Here is a 23213-nt window from a genome sequence, read left to right on the forward strand (position 1 = left end):
TTTACTCCTTAATTTTGAGATCCCGAATCAGGCGTTTTACTTCCTGTGTCAGGTATCTCTGTACCTTGCTGTCTGTCCCTGCTTCTCTGGCAATTTCCAACACTTTATGACCGTACTTCATATTACGAAGTCCTTCATAAATTGCACGGGGATATGCATTTGGAGCACTGGGCTGAGCAACAATATCTACAGTGACTATTTCAAAGTCACTGACTTGTCCGTTGCCGTCGTTCACGTTGCCGGAACCACGACTCGAAACGCCGAGTTTCACACCCGAATCCAGCATGGTTTTTACCAGCTGGCCCATAGGTGTAGGTAATATTCTTAACTTACCATAACCAGCAGGTCCATCCATCCACATTTTGTCGATACAATGACTAACTCTGTCAAGATTGATTTTCAAATCTTCTGGGTGATCTACTTCGCCCAGTACAGAATAGCCTTCATGCACTTGTTTGTTGACAGATTCAACTGCTCTAGAAATTTCTTGTACAGGATACACACGTTCGTTGGCGTTGCGAACTCCGCCTTCAATACATACACCTTCCATGTACAGTGTTTTGCCACCGTGAACATCATCTTCGACCAAGACGCGAATCTTGGCCTGATTGAAGTTGAGATGTTCCTGTAGGTAACGCATTGTCAATTAACCTCTACGTCCACCAGGCAATGGGCTCTTGGTGTTTACACCAGTAGCTTGTGCTGTGTGCGGCTTGGTAGCTGCTTTGGGAGACTGAGTAGACTGGCTTGGGCTGTTGCCAACTTTACCAATCATGTCTTTGGCTGTAGGAGCTGTGCGACCTTGTGCAGTGTCACCAGTCATACGCACAGGCTTGCTGGCCATACCAGCTGCACCTGAGTTAAATGCAACAGGACCTGATTTGCCGTTGCCTTCTTCTTGAGTGGTTGTTTTAGGATGAACTTGCTTGAGGGTGATGTTTTCCATCATGCCTTCAGTTTCGTATTCATCGTCGTCCATGGCACCCATGTCGTCAGAACCCATCATGTCAGCGGCATCGCCGTCTTGGCCACCCATCATGTTTTCAAACTCAGCCATCAACTGGTCCAGTTTGTCTTCTAAATTCATGATATCGTCTTTGCTGGCAGGCTCGTCTCCGCCCATGTCGCTGCCCATATCGTCAGAGCCCATGTCGCTGTCCATGTCGTCAGAGCCCATGTCCATTTCTTCGTCATCTTCGCCTTCTTGCATGCCCGATTCTTCAGCTTCAACATCGTCGATTAGGTCGGCAGTTTGGCTTCCGCCCATGTCGTGGCCTTCGTCCATGTCTGTGTCAATTTCAGTGGGTTCTTCGCCCATGGCATTGTCTTCGTCAAGATCTTCCTCTTGCATGAGATTTTCATAAATCTGGCGGCTCTTTTCCACAACGATTTGGTGGAAAAGTTCTTTGGCTTTGGCGTCTTCATCATTGATGACATATTCGATCAGTTGTTCGAAACGATTTTTACTCATTTAAATAGCTCCTGTTAAGATATTGGGTAATTTTGCCACCCGGCAAAACGTATATCTATATTTACAATCTTGGAGAAAAATGTGTTGTTTATGACAGTTTTTCTGTCAATTAATACAGCTATATTAGGCTGGAGGAGCGGCAGGAGGTGCGTATTGTGTGCGAATGTCTTTGAGCTTCTCATTGTACTCAAAGGTTCGGGTGTCATTCATTTTTCGCAGTTTGTTCAACTGCTTGAGAGTGAGCTTGGTTTTTCTAAGTTGCCCAATATGAGGTTGGGTGTTGTCTGCTGCAACATCCTGATAGGCAGCAGGCGACTTGTGGTAAAGCTCATTGAGAATCATACAGATATTTATGCTGCTGGCGGAACTGCTGCACCTGCACCTGGAGGCTGTGCTGCTGGCGTAGTGCCAATGGTGCCACCTGGTGCTCCGGCACCTTCTGCACCTTGTGGCGTGATATTGGACATTTCTTGACCCATGGCAACGTCACTTTCAATGCCTGCTGGGGTAATACCCACCGCACGTAGATCCTGGCCTTGGGAGGGTTGAAGTTCAGGTGTGGCACGTTCTTCTTTCCACATCTTGTCATTTTTCTGGATCTCATCCTGTGACAAGCCCAAGAAGCGTTCCAGCATGAAACGTTTGCTCATGTAAGGCAATGGTTCCAGGCTGGCAAATGCTGTGATTCTTGTGTTGTCCAGTTCGCTTTGACGATAGCTGGCAAAGTTCTGCGGCGGATTAAACTTGATCTGGAACAGGCCAGCATCAATATTAAAGCCTCTCCATCGCATGAACATCTTGAATTCATCATCCAGTTTCTGCATGATCAAGGCCTGTAGTCGCTCGCAATACTGGTTGAATCTGTACTCTTGTATCAGGGCAGTGCCTATTTTGCCGTCTTGCATGGTGCGATCTGAGTCGTCTGGACCAGTGGGCAAGTAGCTTGATGGCACACGCAGACCACGGGCCATCTTGTTGTTGAAGTATTTTAAATCGTCAATTTCGCCGAGATTTTGTCCTCCGGGCAGTACATCTACTGTGCTTCCGCGGCCGTTTTCTCCCACCGGAAAGAAGAAATCTTCGTTGATACTCAGCGGATTATAGCTGCTATCCATGATGTTTTGACCGCCGCCACCGTATGTGGGAATACGTCGTTGGTGCATTTCATTCTTCACACGTTCCACAAAGCTCATGGCCATGTGGCTGGGCATGTTGCCCACGTCAATCTTGAACACTCGTCGTTCGGGCGCACGTTGCACACGATAGATCAACATGGCATCTTCTAAGAGTTCTTTTTGTTTGAATACCTTGAAGATGTTTTCTAAAATACTTTTACCAAAAGGCCAGAACACATCCAGGCCTTCATTCAGGCTCATGTGAACCACGTGCTTGGCATCAATACAGGTTTCATTCACTGCACGGCTAAATCTAGAAGCGCCACTCAGTGCTGAGTTTGGTGCTGTGTAGCCGCCGCCTTGCATGGCAGGGCCGCCGGATCCACCACCACCTGAAGACGGATTGACCATGAAGTCTGTGGTAGTTTTGGCTGCCACAGTCAGATTCTGGAAGTTGGGATTGATGTCACGAATAATGTACTGTTCAGGACGCTTGCCTTCATTTTCGTTCACAATCACACGCACAACCTTGCTCATGTCCACCCACATCATTTCAAACGTTTCCGGATCACGAACAAACACCTGATCGCCGTACTTGAGAGTGTTGCGGAACAGTTTGAAGATGCGTTGATCCAGCCGGTTCAGCTTGACCCACTGTTGTAACTGCTTGCGAATGATTTCTATTTCATGATCTGTGGGATCATCGTTGTAGGTCACTTCAAACGGCGTGTCGTTTTGTTCATTCAGCTGTGTACTGAACTCAGAGATAATGTCTAAGCATGCATTGACTTCCGAATCTGAATCCATGTTTTCGTACTGATTGTAACGTTCAATTCGATTGGGATGGCCTGAATACACTTCAGGCAGTCGGCTGGCATAGTTGCGGAAGCTGAAATCAGTTTCCGAAGAATTAGAGGTTCGGCCATCATTTTTGGGATAGCCCGGCAGGCCCTGTTCCTTGTTGCCAGAAATAGGGCTCATCTGTCCAGAAAGATCAGCGACTTTGAAATACTTTCTCCAGGTACCCTTAGTTGCTTGTGTGTTATCAGCCATGTAATTTTCTTCCTGGCACGAAGCCGGTTGGTTGTTGGCCAGGTTCTGTCATTATTGTTTGTTTGCCGTTAGTAAACCATCTGTGTTTGCTTTTTGTAACACTCATTTTTTTATATCGACCATCGTCGGGTCTACCTAAATTTGCCAATCTAACTTTTTCTTTATGTTCTGCTGTTACTGTGCCTTTGTAGTTTTTTAGTTGCTCTGGTGTTCGTTTTTTTCCACGATTTCCATCACTAATTTTTCTTTTGGCTTCTTCTGAATGTTTCCACCCTACTGCACATGCCCATTGATTTATTTTAATATTATCTAAGACTCCGCCATCAATTTTTCTTTTATACTTTTGAATAAGTGTGGCTTCTAATTGTTTAGCTTCTTCATTTGTAAGTCCATCCTGGACAATCACCCGACGGTCTTTTGGGGGCAATGCTACTGTAGAATGTTTAACATTCATTCTTTTTCCGCTTCCTTTACCAATATAGTAAGGAATACCGTCTTCTCTTAGATACTGGTAAACATAAAATCTCATAGTACATTATTTACCGCTATTGTCTTGCAACCTGAACTAACTTGCCACCCTGGGCCAGGCTTCTTCTGCTGAGATCAACCAGTTCGTCCAGGCTGGCCTGTTGCAATCTGTTGCTTTGTAACAGTTCATTCAGGCTGGTGGTCAGCATGCCCGAATCGGTGGTGGCTGCTGTTGCTGGTGCAGCAGCAGGTCCTGTGGGAGTGGTATCACCCACAGGGCTTGGCAATGTAGAGTTGGGACCTGTGTACTGAGTTTTGCCTAGATTGGTTTTTTCAATTATGCTGGCCATAGCAGAACTTATACTGAATTGTGTCTTTGCCGGTGTGGCTGCTTGTACAGATGCTGTTGTTGCTTTTAGTCTAGCGGTTTCAGCTGCTGATTGATCAGGTATCACTGGTTCTGACTGATTAGATTTTTTTTCTGGTGGCTGCGGAGCTACCACAGATTGTGTTTTTGTTTTTAGTCTAGCAGTTTCAGCTGCTGATTGATCGGATGCTGCTGATTGATTTCTTGATGATTCTTTTGCTGCCACAGCCATCAACGTAGCTGGATCAGTCTTTTCAAGTTGCCCCATTTTTTTAATCATGCCTGCCATGGCTGCTGCAGGTGCATTGGCTGCGCCTGCAAATTTGGCCATTGTTTCTTTATTTTGTTGAGCTACTTCTGGAGCAATTAGATTGCCTTGCAATCCAGTGCCTTTTACATCGCCGCGGCCTGGAGTGTTTCTTATGCCAGTTTTGTCTCCGGTTCCTGGCATTCTTGTTACCACTGCTTCAAGCCCGGCAGTAAAGGATTTTAGTGCAGCAGTTGCAGGATGTACCCCAACCTGCACCATGCTGTTCATGCCGCGAGTTACTTCTTGCTGAGCTTGACGTATGGCCACCTGATTGGCCACTGCTGCTTCTGGCGTTTCTCTTTGTCCTTTTTGAGTTGCTTCGGCAGTTGCGGTTGCTTGTGTAGGGGTTAAAACTCCTGTTCTTACCTTGGCCGCCATGTCTGTTTGCGCCTGCATCATCCCAGCACCAAATGTATCATCCATAACACCTGTTTTACCCAGAGCAATATTACGCTTTCTATTGGCAGCAGATTCTTGTGCTCCGGTCGTCATTACGTCAGCTGCTTCAAACTTGCCAGATTGAATTTGTTGAGCCATTTTGTTGTTGGTCATTGCCACAGCCTGTGCTTCTTTGGTTGTAGCAACTCCTGACAACAGATCCTGAACACCTTTTTTCATTCCAGCAGGCACTGATTCCACCAACTGTTGATTTTGTAATTTTTGTCGTTCAAAATCTTTGGCCGCTGCTTCGTTTCCTGAGGCTCTGGCTTCTTCGGCCTTCATTTCCAGTTCGCTCTGAACAGCATTATAACGCTGATCTGCCATGCGGGCTTCTTCGTTTTTAAGTAGAGTTTCTGCTGATTTTCCTGTGAGCTTGCTCAGTATGTCTTGTTGGCGTATGTACTCTGCTGCTCCGGCGGTGAGCTCGGCCTGGGTCTTGGCAGCACTGGCACCGGTCATGGTCTGTGTTTTGAGATACGCTGCGGTTCCTTTGTTGATGCTGTCAACACTCATGCCCATGCGTTCAAATTCAGTTTGCAGACCGGATCGTTGAATTCCTTCAGCTACATTGGCAAACTGTTTGACACCTTGCTCTACTGTGCCACCAAATGCAGCCAAAGCTTCTGAATTTTGTGCCAGCAATGCTCCAAATTTGGGCAGCTCTTCTATGCTGTAACCAAATTTTTGCATGTTGTCGAACACGCCTTGCATGCCAGAAGTTCCAGCAGCACCTATTTGACTGATATCTTGATAGCTCTTGAACAGTGCATCACTCTGTTTGAAGATAGCTGTTATCAAACTGCTGGATGCTCCGGCCAGAGCACCTAGGCTTTTGCCAGCAATGGTCGACTCGCCTGCCAGCTGACCCAGAGCTTTTCCACCAGCAGCAACAAGTCCACTGTAGGCGCTCATTCCCTGAGCACCAGCATTCATGGCCCCTATAAAACTACCTGAGGCGTCGACCATGGTTCCAAAGGCCTTCCCAGCTTTGCTAGTTTGATTTCCTAGCACATCTTGGAGCGCAGCTAGTTTTTCACTGGCCGCAGCGGCCCTTTCGTTTGCTGCTGCCAATTGTTCTGATTCAGTACTCATAGCACAATCCTTGTAATTTTATCCTGGAGAGATTTTGTCATAATTATATTTATCGAGGAAACTTATGCTACCAAACAACCCTTTAACCCAGTATTTTCGCCAACCTGCTATCTACATCCGATTGCCGTCGGGTGGAAAATTCTACCCACCGGGCACCCTGCAGATGCCGCCCAACAACGAATTGCCAGTGTTGCCCATGACCAGTGTGGATGAAATCACCTATCGCACGCCTGATGCCTTGTTCAACGGTACTGCCACAGTCAACGTGATCAAGAGTTGTGTTCCTGGCATTCGCGATCCCTGGGTCATGCCCAGTACAGATATCGATGCTGTGCTGGTAGGCATTAGAATTGCCAGTTACGGACACGAAATGGAAATTGGCACCACTTGCCCAGCCTGCAACGAAGCAGATGAAATTTCTGTGGATCTTAGACGAGTCAACGACATGATAAGTGTTAGCAACTACGATCAGGTCTTGAACATAGGCGATTTAGAAATCTACTTTAAGCCCATAACCTATCGCACTGTGAATCTGAACAATCAGGTGCAACTGGAACAGCAGCAGGCCATGCAGTTGATCAACAGCGACACAGATGAAAAAATCAAAATTGACCAACTAAACAAAAGCATAGCTGTGATCAATGAAACCACCCTGAACACAGTTGCACAAAGCATTGCTGCAATCAAAACGCCGCAGGCCATGGTAACTGAAACTGAGTTCATTGTGGACTTTCTAAAAAATTGCGACAGCAAAAAATTCAATCAGCTGAGAGATTATGTAATTGGTCTCAAACAGGCCAGCGAAGTCAAGCCCTTGGATTTGATTTGCAAAGAATGCAGTCACAAATACAAGCAAGCATTTACGCTGGATCTGTCAAGTTTTTTCGAAGACGCCTCCTAACCTCTAGTCCTGAACAAATCAACGATCTAGTTGAGGGTATGGAAAAAGACTGCCAACAGATCCGTCGGGAGGCATTAAAAATGAGTTGGTTCATGCGTGGTGGGTTGACATACGATCAAGCCATGGCCTTGGCCGTTAATGAACGAGATCTTGTGGGCGAACTGATCAAAGACAATCTAGAGACCACTAAGAAATCAGGTCTACCTTTCTTCTAATGTTAAACATCACTCAAGTCACTCAAGATATCTTGCACTGGTCAGAAACCTTTGTGGAAGTTCCACATCCTGCACTGGGCAACTTTCCACCTTGTCCGTTTGCCAGGTCAGCAAGACTCAAACGCACTGTGGGCATATTTGTGGGCACGGATCCTTATCATGATCTTGAAGCCCGATGTGCCCAAGGCATGGGCGAATACGAAGTCATAATCTATGCCTACGATCCCGGCGAGTGGACCTACAACTATTTTCATGGCAGACTTGATGCTGCCAATCGAGACTTTTTGTTGGCAAACGATCTGCTGGTGCTGGAGGATCATCCTGAGGACAAAGAAATGGTCAACGGTATCTGCATGAACCAAGGCGAGTATGCACTCAGCATACTACAACCCTTGTCAGATCTAAATGCTCGAGCACAGACCATGGAGAAAAAAGGTTTCTATCATGCCTGGCCTGAACCGTATCTTGAACAGTTGTTTCAGAATCGAATGGACCCAAGATCATGAGCTACCAATTTGCCAGGGTTGATTTGAACAAAACCAACTATGAATCCACAGTGGACTGGGAGTACATCACCGATCGTGACCCCGATATGTTGGCTCAGCTGGACAACATCTATCGAACCTACTGCACTCACAAACACTTTGCCAGTGTCATGCCCATGTTTCACAGTAGATATCTTGATCCAATGGCCGACATCATTGGTTACTACGATAACAAACAACTAGTTGCCTGGAGTCTAATACGGCGATTTGACCAGCACAATGCACAGTGCGATCAGTTTGCATGGACCTATCACAATCCCAAAACAAGACTGGGAATAGAAACAATGAAAACAGAGTGTGCTATCTACAAAGCCCGCGGGTTTGAATACCTGTATCTTGACCAAGCACACCTGTACAAATCTGCTATAGACGGATTCGAAATACTAGGACCACTGGAGTAACACATGGCAGACTTATATACAATTTGGGCAAACAAACAAGGCGACATTTCGGATCTTGACTGGGTCACAGGCATGAAGAGTTTCTTTGATCATCTGATTGAAGAAGGCAAAATGGAAAGCTACAGAATCACACGCTGCAAGATGGGATTCAGATCAATTGCAGACATGCCTGAATGGATGATCCTGATGGAATTTACAGGTATGGCTCAGATGGACGAAGCTTTTAAGAGAGTAGCACCACTTGAAGGAGAACTCGAAGTCAAGCACAAAAGCTTCAATCAGTTTGTATCAGGTGATATACAACATGCACTGTTTAGAGATTGGCCAGATACTGATCTCTAACGCTTCAAGATACACTTCGTGTATCTATGTGTTTCGCTATCGCTCACACATTGTTTAGAGCGAAGCTGAATTTAGTATCATCCAGATTATGTGGTCATAATTCACCGTATGCACGGTGAATTGAATGCATCATCCGAGTGACAGCAGTCATCTACGATAATGAGATTGTAGTTTCCTACGCGGAGGCGGTTGACCGGTACCCCCTACTCAAGCTTCACATATCAACGGAACCCTAGTAACCCGATCAAGATCCAAGTCCTATAAGCTGGGGTTGTATCTTTTTCACATAGCCCCAACCATTTGTTGCCTTAAGTTAGCAATTGCCTTTGACGTCCAAGTCCAGACCGGGTATCTCACCGTTCCTCAATGGAGCCGAACCAAACATCCGGCACAGTGTCGTTTGTGTTGCCTTAAATTTTGTTTATGATGTGTGAGCCATGAACTCTGACTGAGATATGGCCATTGTAATAATCTGCGGATTCTAATACCTTGCGATCGAACTGTTCTCTAGCTTCAATGTATGAACACTGAGCTTTTGAAGTGCAATAGTAAAGTATTTCTCTGGTGAAGTTTTCGGTGCCTAGGGTGTTTACGTCAACAGTTAGATTTTCGCTTGAACCGTAGTACTCGCGCCAATCACTGTCAATTTTGGTTCTAATTTTCTTTTTTTTCTTGATGCCGTTTTTTTGCTTGACTGTTTTGTATGTGGTTTTTGAAAATTTAGCTAGTTTTTTGCCTATGTACTTGCGACCAGAAAGATTATTGGTGATCAGGTAAACAAATCCTATGCATTCTTCGGGCAGTGTCTCAACTGGAGTGTTTTGATAGTGCCATGTCATGCGAGAATTTGTTGTATTACCTTTGCAGTATAGTTATGCCTGGTCAGTAAAGTTTTAATTTTTTCAGTAGATTTTGATTTTCGTATAGCATGCCTAAATTATAGCGGTTTTGCTGTTGGTTAAATGGACTACACCAAGCAGCCTGTCCTGTACGTCCGTAACTGGTGTAATCATCACCGAGCCCAAAATGCACAACCTTGGTTGCAGCAAGACCTAGTTTGTTGCACCAGTGTTGCTGCTGATCCCAGTACTTGGTCACGTTATAATCCACAGGAAACTGACTGATAATATCCAACGCAAGGCCAGCACTGAGTCGATTACAGATATTTTCATCATTGCTCATCTGCATGGGATCTTGTGGTTTTGTCTTGCACATACGCACTGCTATTTTAGCACATTGTACAGGAAAAGTCTTGCTAAAACTGAAGGTAATTTGTTCAATGCAGTCGGCGGCTAAATCAATGTCAACTGCATTGTTGCTGTTGGGCAGGTAGATAAAATCTACCAACAGCTTGACACCCACACGATTACATTCATCTACTAACCAATCAAAGTTTTGATGTTTATCTCCGGTGAGAGCAAACGGATAGCTGCAAATACAAATATCGTTTGGCCTCAAGTCATCATCTTCTATATAGGCCCAGTCCGCATTTATCTTGCTCCATATATCCATGTGCCACCAGTAGTCACCGCGGAACACACGAAATCGTTTGTTTTTGTTGAACAAATAGAAGTTGATAAAACTTTCTTGGGTACCAGCACTGAATCCCACATACTTGAACTGATCAAAGTTGTGTAATTTATATCGAGTTCCTGCAGAAATCCAGTCTGGAAAGCGTGATTCAAACTTTTCAACAACCCAGGGATCCAGCAGATGTTTTGCTAGATGAAGTCCTTGCACATATGATATCACATCAGGATCTTTGATACTGTTGCCACTGCTGAATATACTTCGAGATCTGGCTTGCACTGATTGAAATGTTTGATCTGGCGGAAACGCCCAGACATATTCACCTGGTACATCCAGCTGATCAGCAGCACTGGCCTGTGCCAGTGTCCAGGCCAATTGCCTTATTGTGGCGATATCTGTTGTAGTGTCTTGCATGCTTGCTGATAATAGTTGTAGTCTTCTTCCCAGTGCGGGTCGTTGTTGTTTTTTTCATGACGTGTTTTTAAAAGCCAACGCAGCACTGGATTACTAAATTTCAAAACAAATTCGCCATTGGGACCGAAGAACAAACAACTGGCATATACTGCACCATCTTGCGCCCGGAATTCACTGGTCCACTTTAGTTCTTCAAGATCGTATCCGTCAATTACGATTTGGTCAAGTTCGAAACTACGGTCTCTTATGATGGTTCCGTCTTTAACTATGGTATCACTAGGCTGCTTGTTTATGTGCTCAATTATCAGTACACAATCAGATTCCAGTTGCTCAAAATTGTTTAAAAAATCTGCAGGAACTCCACCACGGTATAATTCCTGGTTGTTCATGCGTATCACACAGTGCGGAGAGTCCACAATGTTTTTAAATGTTAGTTGTAGTTTCATATTTTACAAATTCAAAAAGATCCCAGTTGTCAAAGATACTGACCAAGGAAATTCTGTTTTTAAATTGATCAGCATCTAGCGTTAGTTGATATGCATCAAGCAAATTTGCTCGATTGTATTGTTTCCAGAGTTGGTTGCCAATGGCAAACAGCACAGAATTGCTGGGCTCTAGATCAAAAAATTCACATACTTCTTGTTGTCTATCTTTGTAGGTATTGTAAATGTAATCACAGCTGAATTTTTTAATCAGTTCAAGGCCAATGTATGCGCCAAGGGTATTGTTGTAGTTGATTGAATCATGCAATGCTTGTCCATCAAATATGTTGGGTTTTGTATAACGTATGCCAATGCGTAGATTGGCAACCGGAAATGCCTTGCTCAAACTAAATGCCACAGTATCTACACAATCGTGTGCAAGGTCAGCAGAAATATTTCCACTAATAGGATAATAACAAGCATCAATCAGCACCGGAATGCCAGCAGAATCGCAGAGATTGAGTATACTGTTGATATCTGGCAACACTGTGCCGGTATCACAGAATGGCACACTGACCACTAACGCATCTCCGGGCACAAGAGGGTCATGCTCGGTAACAAAACTCCAGGGAGTACTGTTACTGGTCCAGGTTTTTAAATGATAAAAATATTCACCAACAAAACATCGCATACGCCGCTGACGGTGTCTATAGTAAAAACTATCAAAGCTTTGAGTAGTTCCGCTTGCAAAATCAATCCGGTATTGATCAAGACCTTGCAACTGACTGCTGGAGTGTTGTGCAATCCATTGATGCATGGATTCTTTAAACATAGAAAGATTTGATCTTTGGTTTAATCCTAGAGTTTTGAGATCTTGGGAAAAAATTTCTTTAATGCAATCAACTACCGCAGGATCTTGCACAGCTCGCGATCCTTGAAACAACAACCCGGCCTGATCTCTGCAATTGTAAAAATCACTGTGTTCTCTAGCAGAAATAAGCCAAGCTAGTTTTTTATGCAAGTTCGACCTCGGTGTTGTAGTTGGTGAATCCGTTCTCCTTCACAACCTTGAGTATGTTTTCTACTCGTCCACTCAGTTCATCTCTGTGGCTCACAAGCCAGATACTCTTGTGACGTTCACGACTCATGCGCTTGAGCAAGGCCAGGGCATTCTCTACACCTGCTGTGTCCAGCCCATTATCAATCAGTTCATCCACAAACAACAGATTGATTGGAGAGTACAGGCTTTCCCAGACATCACGGAATGCAAAGTTGAGACTCAAGATCAGTCTGGTGCGTTCACCTCGACTGAGATTGTCAAAGTCCAGTTCGCGACCTAGTTCTTCAATGCTGACGCTGAGATCGTTTTGAAACTTCACAGTGTGCGGCAACCCAATGCGATCCAGATAGTGCGTGAGCCTTGCGTTGAGATAACTCAAGTTTTGATCAATAATCTTCTTGCGAACAAAACTGTCTTTGCTGGTCAGTAGTTTGAGCAAGAAGTCTTGGTGCTCCTGCAACCGATTGAGATCGTTTAGTGCATCATAACTCACAGTCTGCAGAGCTTGATCTGTCATGTCGTTGATCTGATCAGTGTAGGGATCAGTCTCGGCTGTCTTGGCGGTGACTTGTTGTAACAGGTTGGCAACTTGACTCAGGTGTGTAACAGCTTTGGCTTCGGTATCGTAGTGAGTGACTGGTTGAGCACCCAGCACAACCTCAGTATATTCTGACACCTGTTCGGCATAGGGATCAAGTTCGTCAAGTTTGGCATCAATTTGCTTTTGAATATTTTCCAACTCGCTTGAATGTCTGATAGCTTCTGCTTCAGTACGATAATGTGTAACAGGCTTTGCGCCTAATGCGCCTAGTGCTGCTAGTGTTGCGGCATGTTCTGTCAGTTGAACGTTTGTGGTCACAGCCTGTAGTTCAGCTTCTTGCAGGGTTTTGCGTTTGTTTTCCAGTACTGCTGTGTGACTTCCGTCATGGAACTCTTGTCCACAAGCATAGCATTTGTGTGCTTCTAGTTCAGCAATCTCTGCAGATAGTTTGGCAACGGCAGCCCGTTCTCTAGTCTCATCAGAACGGCCGCGAGTAATCAGTTTTTCAAGATCCGCTGTGTTCTTGGCTTGATGTGTGTGAGCCACCAAAGCGGCATGTGCAGCCAGTTCGGCTGCAATGTCAATGTGACTCAGTAAATCATAGTTGGCACGAAATTCAGCCACATCTCGGAATTGTTTTTGTCGCCAGGCAGTTTGTCTGGCCACCAAGGCAGTGTGAGCATCTTGTGCTGTTTTTTGTTGACTGTAGACGGCAAGATCTCGATGTGCCAGCAATTCAGCTTCAATGTTGATCTGTGTTAGGTCAGTATACTGTGTGGCCAGGTATTCAAGATCACTGTCTTGCTTTTTTTGCCACAGCACTCGTCGTCGTCGGAGACTCTCAATCTGTTCTGCAATACGGCTATTGGCTTCAACCACGGCTCTGATTCTAAATTCTTCTTGAGATACAGCATCTTTGGTGCCTCTGGCCAGTTCTTTGATTGCATCAGCACGTTCACTCAGCAGAGTGATACCCAGCAACTGTTCAATGATGGTTCGCTGATCATTGGCTTTTAAACCCAGGAACGGTTCAGTATAGGTGTTGAGAGCCACAACATGTTTGAACATGTCGTGACTCATGTTCATGATACGTTCCACAGCGTCTTGTGTTTCTCTTGAATCACCCTGTGCCTCGTCTGTGGCCACAGTGGCTTCATTGTTCACATAGAACTTGAGCACATTGGGTTTGCGTCCACGTTCAATTCGGTACTCAGCACCGCTGACTACAAACTCCAGACTCACCAGCATGTTTTTGCCGTTGGTCTTGTTGACTAGATTGTCCTTGCGGATGTTTGACAGAGCCGTGCCATACAAGGCATAGCTGAGTGCATTGATGATTGTGGTCTTGCCCGTACCGTTGCGACTACCGTCACCGCCAAGGTCAAGATTCTCGCCCAGCACCAAGGTAATGTCCTTGCGGTCAAAGTTAACGGCCTGAGTAGCTGCTCCTACACTCATGAAGTTTCGAACAGTGAGATTTTTAATTTGAATCATAGCATGTATTATAATATAATTCTATAGGTAAAGTCAATCATTTCGATGTAGATCCAAGGTAATGCAATGTAACCCACAATCCACAAACCATCGATGTCGCCATGGTACATTTATACAATTGATGCCTTGTTGCTGTAACGGACCGATTACTTCGGCAGTATCAGCAGTCACACAAACATTGGTTTGATCCAATGCCAGTACATTAACATCAAACACAGTTTCGGGCGAGAAGCCAGTGTATTTTTCAAAATATTTGTCTATGTATTCTTGTAATGGTTTATTACAATCCTCTCCTGGGATAAACCAGGCTCGCATTTTGTTGGTCTGACTGTGTTGATAGTTGTGTAAAATATCTTGATAATTTTTAGGAGGAACTCTAACTACTTTGTAATCAGGAAAATGTATATGATAATCAATTAACGGATCAATCCCTATTATTGTTTTATTTCCTACAATTACAAAACACCCATCAGTATGCCCGGCAGTGGTGTTGATAGTGTTGTAAGTTTCGAATCCAGGAATATGTTCTTGGCTCCACGCAGCATAGTCACAATATTCGTTGCAATCAATTACCAATTGATTGCCTAACACCATAAAATTAGGACCTTCAGCTGGACCTAGTTCTTTGGTTTCGTAGGTGAACTCAGACTGAAATTCCTCCAATTCTTGTTGTATAAAAGGTACTGTTGATCGATCCCCCTTTATATAATTTTCAAATTTGGGCCAATCAGGACCTGCTAGGCTATGGTATTTTTGTCGTCGATACCAAGTGTTGGTTGTTGGATTGTAGTTGGACAAATTTTGTTCCATGCTACGGGCAAACATCTGACTATTTGCCTGGGTCAAATCTACAATGTTGTTATTGTAAAGTTCTAGGCGTTGGACAATTGAACTAGAATCTGCTGTGAGTCGATAACACCGATCTCCAATGATTGCATGATTATTTCTAGGTTGCAAGGGCGGCTTGGGAAAATATCCATAAGAATCAAAAAAATCTTTAAATTCTCTAAGAGATATCAATTCGGGCTTTAATACCACAGAGTCGTGTGATTCCAAAATCTGTTGGAAGTAATCAAGATCCTGGTTGATTTCAGCAGCTATTTTTTGTAATGGGTCACGTATGCCAACGTCATTGATAAATTCAAAATATTCTGGACCAAAAAAACTGCCTAAAACAATAGTTCTAATCCTACCGGCGACGTTGTATTTGTGATATGTTTTGGTCATACTAGATCTTGATATTCAGGAAAAACTGAAACAAACGATTGGTGTCTGGCATGATCCTGAAGAGTGATTATTTTTTTAAATTCTTCAAGACATTGTTGATTATCGCAGTTCCACATGTATTGTAACAAATCTTTCCATTGGGTTGCAAGAGCAACAGCACCCATCTGCATACACCAATCTATATGAAGTTGTATAGCTCGATCCACACCTGCTTTGTGTTTTTTAGGTAACACCTGAACAGTAAGATATTCGGGTGTCAAAATTGGATGTAATTTAAAATTTGTGATTGGCAGAACATCTCGGTTGTGCCAATCACGCTGTAATTCTGTTAGATTTAAGACATTCATAAATCCCACAGTAGACGATACGGATAATTTTATATCCGGACGGCGTGTTTTTACTAAATGTATATTTTTTTCAATATTTTTCCAGATTGTGCCAGATCTAACATACTCAGCAACTTTTCCGTGTGCATCCAAGCTGGCATTAAGTGTTATGTTACTGAACTTTTCCCAATAACTGAAAATATCATATTTTTTATAATTGAGAGTGGTAAAATTTGTAATATAATTTATTTCTAAATTGGTATTACCACACAGTATCAGTTGGTCCAAGACAGCATAATGTTCATTGGTCAACAGTGGTTCTCCACCAGCAAAATCAATCTGATTCAGATTGGGCAGATACGGAATAAGTTGCTCTACCACTAGAGATCGTTGCTTTGCAGTAGTGGTCACCGACTCGATGCCATACAATTTTTTTTCTTCTTTGGCAATAGAACTACTGTAATACCCGCTGCACATTCGACATTTTAGATTGCATGTTTTATTGATACTGAACTCAACCCACTTCAATGGAAAATGGTCAAGATCCTCTTTATAATCAACATCCAAGTTGGCAAATTGCGCATTACTAAGAGTTCTGTAACTTTCTGAATTAAATTCTTCTTGTTTGTAACAAAATGCACATTCTTTGCTACGACGTCCATGCAACATGTTTGATCGAAGTTTTTTGATACTATCTGAGTTTACAATCTCATTAATAGATTCAGTTGCTGTATCTCCTATTGGCAAAGTTTGGTCGGACTGACAACATGGAAACACTTTACTGTCTGGACCAAAATATAAATGAGTCCACGGTAATACACAAAATGTATCAGTCTTGGTGTCTTGGTTAATATACTCAAGTTCTTTAACATACACGTGAGATATGCTAAATTTGTCAGTTGAACACAGTGTTTTAACTTGATCGAGCTCAGTGTCTAGATGCTGATTGCCGCTTACTACCACCACAAAAGAATTTGATATGTCAATCTGAGACAACAGTTGTTGTAAACGAGAAATTGCTCGCCCAGGGTGTTTGTGGAATTCTGGAATATCAACACAGTCTTGCACAACCACGATCTTGTCAAGGTATTCATACCTTGATTGGTAGACTGATTTTAAGTTTTCAAACAACCACTTATCACCATCTGGCTTAAAGAAATTTGAAAGATAAAATACTCCTAATACATTATAGTTTGTCTTTAGTTCATCAATTTGTTTATTGATTATTGTGTCCTGAGCTGTGGTAAGATTATGTAGTTGGGTCATGTCACGATTCTATTACTTATAGATTCTGATATATTTTCAACAGTAGTTTGTTGTCGTAGAATTCGGATGCAATGTTGGTGATCTGGTCTGTGACAATTTGATCTACACTTTCAAACTTGATCTCACCAGGTGCCATGTCTGTGTCCACTGAGCTGGACTTGTTTGGTATCAAGGCCATTTCTCTAAGTCCGTAGTCTTTGATAAATGTTTCTTTGATAAAGTTGGCTTCTTCGTAGCTGATCTCAATGTCCAGTTGCACACGCACATGCATGTCCGGCGCCAGTATAGTGGCAGCATTGTCAATGATGTTGCTGAGACCAAAAACACGATATCTAGGCTGATCTGGCCAGGCATGAAATTCGGGCTCCTTGTCCCACTCAAGGATCATCATGCCACGTTCATCGTCACCGGCATCTGCATAGTTGTGCGGGAAACAATTGCCAATGTAGGTAATGTTTTTTTTGGTCTGCCTCTTGTGAAAGTGTCCGGTGAACACATGTTCAAAGCCGGTGAAGTGTTCTCGTTGAACTTCGCCATGATCTGGCATTTCAATTTGTGCATTCATCAAGTAACCGGGCAGCTCAAAGTGCCCAAACATGTACTTGCCTTTTAGTTTGGGTATGCGTTTATGATCATCTCCACATAGCCAAGGGGCAATAATGACATCACCGTGGCTAACCCAATCATTGCAGATTTCCACATTAGGAAGGTGCTTTGCCCACTCCACGCTCTGAATGTCACGTTTATCGCGATAATATAAATCGTGGTTACCAGGAATAAAATACACACGTTGAAAATTAGCATTCATGTGCTCCAGTGCTTGTAGGCTGTAGTTGAGAGTGACAATGTTGAGACTGGCTCGATTGTTGTGCCAGTCACCTAGGAACATGCAGGTTTCACAACCTTCAGCCTTGGCCTTGGCCGTGGCCCACTTCACAAAGTTCAAACAGTCCTCATTGTGTTGAGTACTGTTGCTCTTGAGTCCAAAATGTATGTCTGTGAAGACCGCTGCTTTGTGAAATAGGTTCATGTGGATTTGAGTTGATACAGTAACTCGTGCAAGTGTACACTATTTGTAGGGAACTTGTCAAGCTCGTGACACTGAATTTCATACCCAAGGTTTCTCAATTGCCATTGAATCCAGGCCTCACTGGGCAACGACAACGTTTCCCACGAAAGATTTTGATTGTTGGTTACAGCTTGTATAATATTGGTACATAGTGCATCATGGTGTAGATATTTTTGATTTTTTAAATTTTGTTCGTGAAACGGTAACAAATCCTGAATAGGGCGCACATACTCTATGCCACAAAACAAACTTATTTTTTGTAAGGTTTCTTCAAAATTGTTCAGAAGATCTCTGACAGTGATCTTACAACACTTGGGATTTTGCCAATGATCAGGATGATACCATTCTACTTGATCATGCCATGCAGGCATAAAATACAAACTCAGGAATTCTCGACGAATCCAGTTGGGTATATCTTGTATTGCTGTACCTGGCAATACTGGCCAATTTTGATAAAGTCGGCTGGCATCAGCAGCAGATGTGATTAAAAATTCTTTAGACCACCAGTTGTTCCAAATTTTAGTAAAAACATTATTGATAGTTAACAATACTGAATCACGATCAGGATAGATATATATCATGTGTTGTACAATATCGCAAACTTGATCTAATTTATCTGATATTGAATGTTGCTGTTGGGTTTCAGCATGAAATCGTGCAAATTTTGCCGATTGATGCAAACTCAAAAATTTAGAAACAGTGCCAAACTCAAAATAATTACCTTTTTTAAATTTGTGACTATTTCCTAAATCAGTAAACGGAGAAACCAACTGATCAGTACTGATCAGACTAGTCAAGCACCATTCAAGATATGTACCATATGTTCCTCCGTGGTATGCGATAGGAACAGTACTACTCAGTTCATGCATCTTCTTGTGGTGTCACAGGATAGGTTGTAATTGTAACCGGACCACTCATGGCCGCCATCGAGTGCTTGCCAGAGTTTTGTCGTGTCCAGCTAGGGTTGAGCCCGTTCATCTCCAGAATATCATCGCGAATATTTTGACTTTTCTTTTCAATGTTCAGGATACGAGTAAAACTATTGGTAATAGCGGCAGTGTAATACGCAAAAGGATTCTGCGATTTGGACTCGTCAAATTGCAGTCCGATCTGGCTGAGTTGTAACAGGGCTTGTCCGCGCATTTCTTCATTGTAGGTGTATCCTCTCCAGTTGGATCTTGTGGCATAACGTTCACACAGTTTCATGAACATCATGGCCAGCTTGTTGGTCATGTCACCGTGATCTTTTGAAAACTTTCCAGTTTCAAGATCACCTTTCCAGTGGCTTTTGCCCACCAGAAACGGCACCTTGGCGTCGTCTATGCGATAGTGAAAAAACGGAGGAAAGTTTACTCGAATGTGTGTGGGATCCAACATCGGTGCATCAATCAAGTCAGCCAATGGATCCTCAACCACTTCATCCAGTTCTAACAAATCTTCTAGTTTGCTGCGCTTTTTTGCTTCAGCCTTGGTGATTTTCTTTGGTGCCATGGGCACATGTTCCCAGGTCATGATGCGAAACACAATGTCTGTGTTGGGTATTTTTTTTGGATCAAGTATCTCACCAGTTTCACGTTTGATACGATCGGCTCGGTTGCGTCTGGCTTCTGCTATGGTTTTTTGATTGATCTTGTTTAGACTTGGCAAGATAATATCGCACTGGTGATCTAGATCAGGATCTCTATAGGCACAGTAGTTTTTCTTGCTGGAATGAATCTCTCTGAGAATGTCTCTGTTGTTGAGATAATTGGTTTTTGGTGTGGTCCTTGCGATGATTGCCATTAAGACAGGTCCTTAAAATATTACTTAGTATAACATATTTTGCCGCTTTGTCAACCTTTATAAACTGAGTGGTTTATTTTTTGGGTAAATAAGATACAGGAATCACTATGTCTACATTCTCATCCACAGTCACTGCCTCAGATGCCAACACCGCTCAGAATCTGGCCGAAACTGATGCTCGGGCTCAGGTAGCCGCGTCACTAGGTGGCGATGTTGTAATAATCAGCAGTTTCACCAACACAGAGGTTGATGCTACTGGCGGATACACTTCTACCTTTACCATTGATGCTGAACCATTTGTTGCACCGCCGGCAGTTGTGATTCCGCCATACAATGAATTTGCAGGAGTAGATGCCGCAGTAGCAGCACAGGCCGCAACGCCAGTAGACACATTTCTAGATCCGCAACAACGTGCTGAAGCACGTGATGCTGCTCTTGCTGAAGCGTCTGCAGAAGCCAATGCAGCCAGTGCGGCTGACCCAGTTGATGCTGCAAACGACCAAAGTCTTCAGGACCAGGAAGCTGCTAGACAATTTGCAGCAGCACAACCCACAACTTCTGCGGCTCCTGTGAACATATTTCTAGATCCACAACAACGTGCCGAAGCTGCCCAAATAGCTGCCGCATCTGTGCCCGGAGCAAACACCGTTCAAGATCCACAGCAACGTGCCGCTGCCCAGGCACAAGCAGGCACCATGTTGGCACAACGTCAAGCCACACTGGAAGCACAACGCAAGATGACCAACAACGGGGACTGGCGTGTTAGGCTCAGCCTGGCACCCAGTGCCACCTATTTGTACAATGCAAGTCCTCCAGGAATACTGGCTCCTTTGGCCAACACAGGTGGGGTAATATTCCCCTACACACCCAAGATTGATATCAACTACAAGGCTGAGTATTCCCCATACGCACTCACTCATTCAAACTACAAGGGCTATTTTTACCAGTCAAGCTATACTGATGCAGTGAATATGTCAGCCACATTCACAGCACAAGATTCCGCTGAAGCCACCTACTTGTTGGCGGTGATACACTTTTTTAGATCAGTAACAAAAATGTTTTATGGGCAGGATGCAGAACGAGGTGCACCGCCCCCTTTGGTATTCTTGACAGGACTGGGACAGTATCAGTTTTCAGCGCATCCTTGTGTGGTCAGCAGTTTCTCATACAGTCTGCCAGCTGACGTTGATTACATACGGGCCAGAAGTGTCAATATCAACGGAACCAATCTGTTGTCACGCAGAGACCGACAAAACTTGCCCACAAACCCCATCTCCAGTGCAGTCAATCGACTGGCAAATCTTTTTTCCAGTCAAGGTATAAGCAAAGGAGCAATGTCCAGTCCAAACGCTCCGGCCACCCTGGGAAAAAATGAACCAACCTATGTGCCTACAAAACTTGAGATCAGCTTGGTATTGTTGCCAATACAGACCAGATCGCAGGTCAGCCAACAGTTCAGCGTCAAGGGATTTGCCAACGGTGATCTAATCAAAGGAGGGTTCTGGTAATGGCCACTTATGATTCAACCAGCGCATACTATGCCACTGGCTATAGTCAGTTCTTTCTGGACACTATGACCAATCGTCCTATTCCTAAAGAAACTGATGATCGTATCATGCTGATCAACACCACGTATCAGTATAGACCAGATCTCCTGGCATTTGACTTGTACGACACAGCAGAGTTATGGTGGGTGTTTTATCAACGCAATCCCAACACTCTGACTGCACCTCCCCTGGACTTCAAGGCCGGTGTACAAATTTATCTGCCAAAAATTACCACATTACGCAGCGTGTTAGGATTCTAAGCATGGCCACTCAGGATCAGATCTCGCAGTTTCTAGCAGCGTTTTATCAATCTTGGAATTCTTCCATCCAAGATCGGCAAGCATATCGCACTGCAATTTCTATAGCAGAAACACGGACTGGATTGCAAGTCGGCCGAGCCATCAATACCCCGGCCGGTATCAATCTCAATCTTATTTCACCTGACGATATACCTTCATTTGAATCTCTCACTGCAGGGGTAAATCCACCCAGTAGTTCAGCCGATACCACCAGAGACGCACAAACTGCACGGGACGACCGTGCTGGCTCAAACAATCCTGTTCCTGCCCAGCAGGTTGAAACACCTGATGGCAGAATAGTTGAAAAAACCACAGCAGGCCCAACCAATGCTGATCCACCGCCAACCACAGAAACAGGAGATGTTGATTCTGGAACCAATGCAGCTACAGTAACATTGACCAATAGTCAATCCGTATCTGATCCTCCGGCAACTGGTCTGTTGCAGACCCCACCGTTTAACAGTGGAGTTATTCCACCCGGGGGAGTTGCCTCATCCAGTGGATTTACCCCACCGTTCCTGGATCCCCAGCAACGAGCATTTAATCAATTGGAAAGTTCAGGAGCAGTGCCCGGAGCCACTCCTGTGAACAACGGCAAACAAGGCGGTGTAGGAGCTCGCAGTGATGATGCTGCTGGTGTCAACGGCACCGCAGCAGTTCGCAATAGACTGGATGAATTGTATGGTGGTGCCTCCAATGCCATTGTGGCACAGGATAATGTACTAGATCAGTATGCCAGCTATACCTATAGTCTGAGTTGGTATTTGATGGATCCTGAAACATACAAAATCTTGGTAAAACAAGACAAAAAAAATCTCAACGGCTACTACTTGTTGGTGCAAAGTGGCGGCGCACCAGTTGCTGGCCGCAGCCCGTTTTTCCCTCTGGATTTTTATATTGATAATTTTGAACTCAGTACTGTTTTTAGTAGTACCCCTGATGCTGGCGGGTCAGCACAACTTACAGAGTTGAGCTTTACTGTGACTGAACCCAACGGAATCACACTGTTGAGCAATTTATTAAATGCTGTTAGAGAGTTGTACGAATCCAAAAATATAGCCAAACCCGGCACCCCCATAAACTATGCCGCAGCACAGTACTGCATGGTAATAAGATTTTATGGTTATGATATCAATGGCAATCTTGTGCAACCTATTGCACGAAAAACCGGTGGCACAGATAATCGTGCAGCAATTGAAAAGTTTGTGCCTTTTACAATCTCTGGAATTGAATTTAAAGTAGCCAACAAGTTGGTTGAATACATGATCAAAGGAATTGCAGTGCCCGACATCACTGGCTTCAGCACCAATCGTGGCAGCATACCGCAGAATTTTCAGTTCCAGGGCAGCACAGTCAAGGACATATTGGTTGGTACTGTGATACAACAAACAGCAAGCCAGTCAGCCGGAGATGAAACCAGAAACGGTGCACCTATAGAATCGTCGCCACCAGGCAGTAACACTGTGCAAGATCCTGCACAACGAGCACAAGCACTTTTAGAGTCCGGACAATAAT

Annotated in this window: 24 protein-coding genes; 8 read left to right on the forward strand and 16 right to left on the reverse strand. The window is 44.0% G+C overall.

Features of this window, described 5'->3' with window-relative positions; genetic code table 11:
- Position 1 precedes the first annotated feature (1 nt).
- The 6 genes from ABW391_RS00195 to ABW391_RS00220 form a co-directional block, all read right to left on the reverse strand.
- Positions 2-640, reverse strand: a complete 639-nt coding sequence (locus tag ABW391_RS00195) for a hypothetical protein (RefSeq protein ID WP_353479812.1) — start codon at positions 638-640, stop codon at positions 2-4.
- A gap of 6 nt (positions 641-646) precedes the next feature.
- Positions 647-1471: a hypothetical protein gene (locus ABW391_RS00200; RefSeq protein ID WP_353479813.1), complete on the reverse strand. Its 825-nt coding sequence runs from the start codon at positions 1469-1471 to the stop codon at positions 647-649.
- A gap of 123 nt (positions 1472-1594) precedes the next feature.
- Entirely contained in the window at positions 1595-1813 is a 219-nt protein-coding gene (locus ABW391_RS00205) for a hypothetical protein (RefSeq protein WP_353479814.1), read from the reverse strand.
- Positions 1814-1821: 8 nt separating this feature from the next.
- The gene (locus tag ABW391_RS00210) at positions 1822-3639 is read right to left on the reverse strand and encodes a portal protein (RefSeq protein WP_353479815.1); all 1818 of its coding nucleotides are present in this window, start codon (positions 3637-3639) and stop codon (positions 1822-1824) included.
- Positions 3632-4168, reverse strand: coding sequence for a hypothetical protein (locus ABW391_RS00215; protein WP_353479816.1), 537 nt, complete (start codon positions 4166-4168; stop codon positions 3632-3634). The genes ABW391_RS00210 and ABW391_RS00215 overlap by 8 nt, the downstream gene beginning before the upstream one ends.
- A 16-nt stretch (positions 4169-4184) precedes the next feature.
- The gene (locus ABW391_RS00220; protein ID WP_353479817.1) at positions 4185-6317 is read right to left on the reverse strand and encodes a hypothetical protein; all 2133 of its coding nucleotides are present in this window, start codon (positions 6315-6317) and stop codon (positions 4185-4187) included.
- Between the two features lie 64 nt (positions 6318-6381).
- On the opposite strand from ABW391_RS00220, the gene ABW391_RS00225 reads away from it, so the two are divergent.
- The 5 genes from ABW391_RS00225 to ABW391_RS00245 are packed head-to-tail and all read left to right on the forward strand — an operon-like array spanning position 6382 to position 8721.
- Positions 6382-7218 (forward strand): T4 family baseplate hub assembly chaperone, encoded by an 837-nt coding sequence (locus ABW391_RS00225; protein ID WP_353479818.1) that lies wholly within the window; start codon positions 6382-6384, stop codon positions 7216-7218.
- 38 nt (positions 7219-7256) lie between these two features.
- Positions 7257-7433 (forward strand): hypothetical protein, encoded by a 177-nt coding sequence (locus tag ABW391_RS00230; RefSeq protein ID WP_353479819.1) that lies wholly within the window; start codon positions 7257-7259, stop codon positions 7431-7433.
- A complete protein-coding gene (locus tag ABW391_RS00235; protein WP_353479820.1) occupies positions 7433-7939 on the forward strand; it encodes a hypothetical protein in 507 nt (168 codons plus the stop codon). The genes ABW391_RS00230 and ABW391_RS00235 overlap by 1 nt, the downstream gene beginning before the upstream one ends.
- Positions 7936-8379, forward strand: a complete 444-nt coding sequence (locus ABW391_RS00240) for a hypothetical protein (RefSeq protein WP_353479821.1) — start codon at positions 7936-7938, stop codon at positions 8377-8379. The genes ABW391_RS00235 and ABW391_RS00240 overlap by 4 nt, the downstream gene beginning before the upstream one ends.
- 3 nt (positions 8380-8382) lie before the next feature.
- Positions 8383-8721: a DUF6614 family protein gene (locus tag ABW391_RS00245; protein ID WP_353479822.1), complete on the forward strand. Its 339-nt coding sequence runs from the start codon at positions 8383-8385 to the stop codon at positions 8719-8721.
- 410 nt (positions 8722-9131) lie between these two features.
- Here the strand turns inward: ABW391_RS00245 and ABW391_RS00250 are convergent, their stop codons facing one another.
- Genes ABW391_RS00250 through ABW391_RS00295 form a run of 10 tightly spaced genes read right to left on the reverse strand, consistent with a single transcriptional unit; the run spans position 9132 to position 19852 of the window.
- A complete protein-coding gene (locus tag ABW391_RS00250; protein ID WP_353479823.1) occupies positions 9132-9560 on the reverse strand; it encodes a hypothetical protein in 429 nt (142 codons plus the stop codon).
- A gap of 43 nt (positions 9561-9603) precedes the next feature.
- Positions 9604-10665, reverse strand: coding sequence for a hypothetical protein (locus ABW391_RS00255; protein WP_353479824.1), 1062 nt, complete (start codon positions 10663-10665; stop codon positions 9604-9606).
- Positions 10632-11111 (reverse strand): hypothetical protein, encoded by a 480-nt coding sequence (locus tag ABW391_RS00260; protein WP_353479825.1) that lies wholly within the window; start codon positions 11109-11111, stop codon positions 10632-10634. The genes ABW391_RS00255 and ABW391_RS00260 overlap by 34 nt, the downstream gene beginning before the upstream one ends.
- Entirely contained in the window at positions 11089-12108 is a 1020-nt protein-coding gene (locus tag ABW391_RS00265; RefSeq protein WP_353479826.1) for an aminotransferase class I/II-fold pyridoxal phosphate-dependent enzyme, read from the reverse strand. The genes ABW391_RS00260 and ABW391_RS00265 overlap by 23 nt, the downstream gene beginning before the upstream one ends.
- Positions 12101-14182 (reverse strand): AAA family ATPase, encoded by a 2082-nt coding sequence (locus ABW391_RS00270; RefSeq protein WP_353479827.1) that lies wholly within the window; start codon positions 14180-14182, stop codon positions 12101-12103. The genes ABW391_RS00265 and ABW391_RS00270 overlap by 8 nt, the downstream gene beginning before the upstream one ends.
- Before the next feature lie 33 nt (positions 14183-14215).
- Positions 14216-15409, reverse strand: coding sequence for a hypothetical protein (locus tag ABW391_RS00275; protein ID WP_353479828.1), 1194 nt, complete (start codon positions 15407-15409; stop codon positions 14216-14218).
- Complete coding sequence (locus ABW391_RS00280; protein WP_353479829.1) at positions 15406-17001, reverse strand: twitch domain-containing radical SAM protein; 1596 nt, start codon at positions 16999-17001, stop codon at positions 15406-15408. The genes ABW391_RS00275 and ABW391_RS00280 overlap by 4 nt, the downstream gene beginning before the upstream one ends.
- A gap of 16 nt (positions 17002-17017) precedes the next feature.
- Positions 17018-18031 carry a metallophosphoesterase gene (locus ABW391_RS00285; RefSeq protein WP_353479830.1) on the reverse strand — a complete coding sequence of 338 codons (1014 nt, stop codon included), beginning with the start codon at positions 18029-18031 and terminating at the stop codon, positions 17018-17020.
- Entirely contained in the window at positions 18028-18939 is a 912-nt protein-coding gene (locus ABW391_RS00290) for a hypothetical protein (protein WP_353479831.1), read from the reverse strand. Before ABW391_RS00290 ends, ABW391_RS00285 begins: the two co-directional genes overlap by 4 nt.
- Positions 18932-19852: a hypothetical protein gene (locus tag ABW391_RS00295; RefSeq protein ID WP_353479832.1), complete on the reverse strand. Its 921-nt coding sequence runs from the start codon at positions 19850-19852 to the stop codon at positions 18932-18934. The genes ABW391_RS00290 and ABW391_RS00295 overlap by 8 nt, the downstream gene beginning before the upstream one ends.
- A 107-nt stretch (positions 19853-19959) precedes the next feature.
- Between ABW391_RS00295 and ABW391_RS00300 the strand changes: the two genes are divergently transcribed.
- From ABW391_RS00300 to ABW391_RS00310, 3 genes are read left to right on the forward strand one after another with little or no spacing between them, the layout of a single operon-like run.
- Complete coding sequence (locus tag ABW391_RS00300; RefSeq protein ID WP_353479833.1) at positions 19960-21360, forward strand: hypothetical protein; 1401 nt, start codon at positions 19960-19962, stop codon at positions 21358-21360.
- Positions 21360-21659 carry a hypothetical protein gene (locus ABW391_RS00305; RefSeq protein ID WP_353479834.1) on the forward strand — a complete coding sequence of 100 codons (300 nt, stop codon included), beginning with the start codon at positions 21360-21362 and terminating at the stop codon, positions 21657-21659. The genes ABW391_RS00300 and ABW391_RS00305 overlap by 1 nt, the downstream gene beginning before the upstream one ends.
- Positions 21660-21661: 2 nt before the next feature.
- Positions 21662-23212, forward strand: coding sequence for a hypothetical protein (locus tag ABW391_RS00310; RefSeq protein WP_353479835.1), 1551 nt, complete (start codon positions 21662-21664; stop codon positions 23210-23212).
- Position 23213: the final 1 nt, after the last annotated feature.

The organism is Haliscomenobacter sp. (genome assembly GCF_040403615.1).
Taxonomy (GTDB): domain Bacteria; phylum Bacteroidota; class Bacteroidia; order Chitinophagales; family Saprospiraceae; genus Haliscomenobacter.

Excerpts from the sequence above, each read along its gene's own strand:
- ABW391_RS00240 (WP_353479821.1), top strand. The coding sequence starts at position 7,936 with ATGAGCTACCAATTTGCCAGGGTTGATTTGAACAAAACCAACTATGAA.
- ABW391_RS00260 (WP_353479825.1), bottom strand. The coding sequence starts at position 11,111 with ATGAAACTACAACTAACATTTAAAAACATTGTGGACTCTCCGCACTGT.
- ABW391_RS00225 (WP_353479818.1), top strand. The coding sequence starts at position 6,382 with ATGCTACCAAACAACCCTTTAACCCAGTATTTTCGCCAACCTGCTATC.
- ABW391_RS00215 (WP_353479816.1), bottom strand. The coding sequence starts at position 4,168 with ATGAGATTTTATGTTTACCAGTATCTAAGAGAAGACGGTATTCCTTAC.
- ABW391_RS00220 (WP_353479817.1), bottom strand. The coding sequence starts at position 6,317 with ATGAGTACTGAATCAGAACAATTGGCAGCAGCAAACGAAAGGGCCGCT.
- ABW391_RS00290 (WP_353479831.1), bottom strand. The coding sequence starts at position 18,939 with ATGCATGAACTGAGTAGTACTGTTCCTATCGCATACCACGGAGGAACA.
- ABW391_RS00230 (WP_353479819.1), top strand. The coding sequence starts at position 7,257 with ATGGAAAAAGACTGCCAACAGATCCGTCGGGAGGCATTAAAAATGAGT.
- ABW391_RS00255 (WP_353479824.1), bottom strand. The coding sequence starts at position 10,665 with ATGCAAGACACTACAACAGATATCGCCACAATAAGGCAATTGGCCTGG.
- ABW391_RS00235 (WP_353479820.1), top strand. The coding sequence starts at position 7,433 with ATGTTAAACATCACTCAAGTCACTCAAGATATCTTGCACTGGTCAGAA.
- ABW391_RS00295 (WP_353479832.1), bottom strand. The coding sequence starts at position 19,852 with ATGGCAATCATCGCAAGGACCACACCAAAAACCAATTATCTCAACAAC.
- ABW391_RS00245 (WP_353479822.1), top strand. The coding sequence starts at position 8,383 with ATGGCAGACTTATATACAATTTGGGCAAACAAACAAGGCGACATTTCG.
- ABW391_RS00250 (WP_353479823.1), bottom strand. The coding sequence starts at position 9,560 with ATGACATGGCACTATCAAAACACTCCAGTTGAGACACTGCCCGAAGAA.
- ABW391_RS00200 (WP_353479813.1), bottom strand. The coding sequence starts at position 1,471 with ATGAGTAAAAATCGTTTCGAACAACTGATCGAATATGTCATCAATGAT.
- ABW391_RS00195 (WP_353479812.1), bottom strand. The coding sequence starts at position 640 with ATGCGTTACCTACAGGAACATCTCAACTTCAATCAGGCCAAGATTCGC.
- ABW391_RS00270 (WP_353479827.1), bottom strand. The coding sequence starts at position 14,182 with ATGATTCAAATTAAAAATCTCACTGTTCGAAACTTCATGAGTGTAGGA.
- ABW391_RS00285 (WP_353479830.1), bottom strand. The coding sequence starts at position 18,031 with ATGAACCTATTTCACAAAGCAGCGGTCTTCACAGACATACATTTTGGA.
- ABW391_RS00310 (WP_353479835.1), top strand. The coding sequence starts at position 21,662 with ATGGCCACTCAGGATCAGATCTCGCAGTTTCTAGCAGCGTTTTATCAA.
- ABW391_RS00210 (WP_353479815.1), bottom strand. The coding sequence starts at position 3,639 with ATGGCTGATAACACACAAGCAACTAAGGGTACCTGGAGAAAGTATTTC.
- ABW391_RS00275 (WP_353479828.1), bottom strand. The coding sequence starts at position 15,409 with ATGACCAAAACATATCACAAATACAACGTCGCCGGTAGGATTAGAACT.
- ABW391_RS00305 (WP_353479834.1), top strand. The coding sequence starts at position 21,360 with ATGGCCACTTATGATTCAACCAGCGCATACTATGCCACTGGCTATAGT.
- ABW391_RS00280 (WP_353479829.1), bottom strand. The coding sequence starts at position 17,001 with ATGACCCAACTACATAATCTTACCACAGCTCAGGACACAATAATCAAT.
- ABW391_RS00300 (WP_353479833.1), top strand. The coding sequence starts at position 19,960 with ATGTCTACATTCTCATCCACAGTCACTGCCTCAGATGCCAACACCGCT.
- ABW391_RS00205 (WP_353479814.1), bottom strand. The coding sequence starts at position 1,813 with ATGATTCTCAATGAGCTTTACCACAAGTCGCCTGCTGCCTATCAGGAT.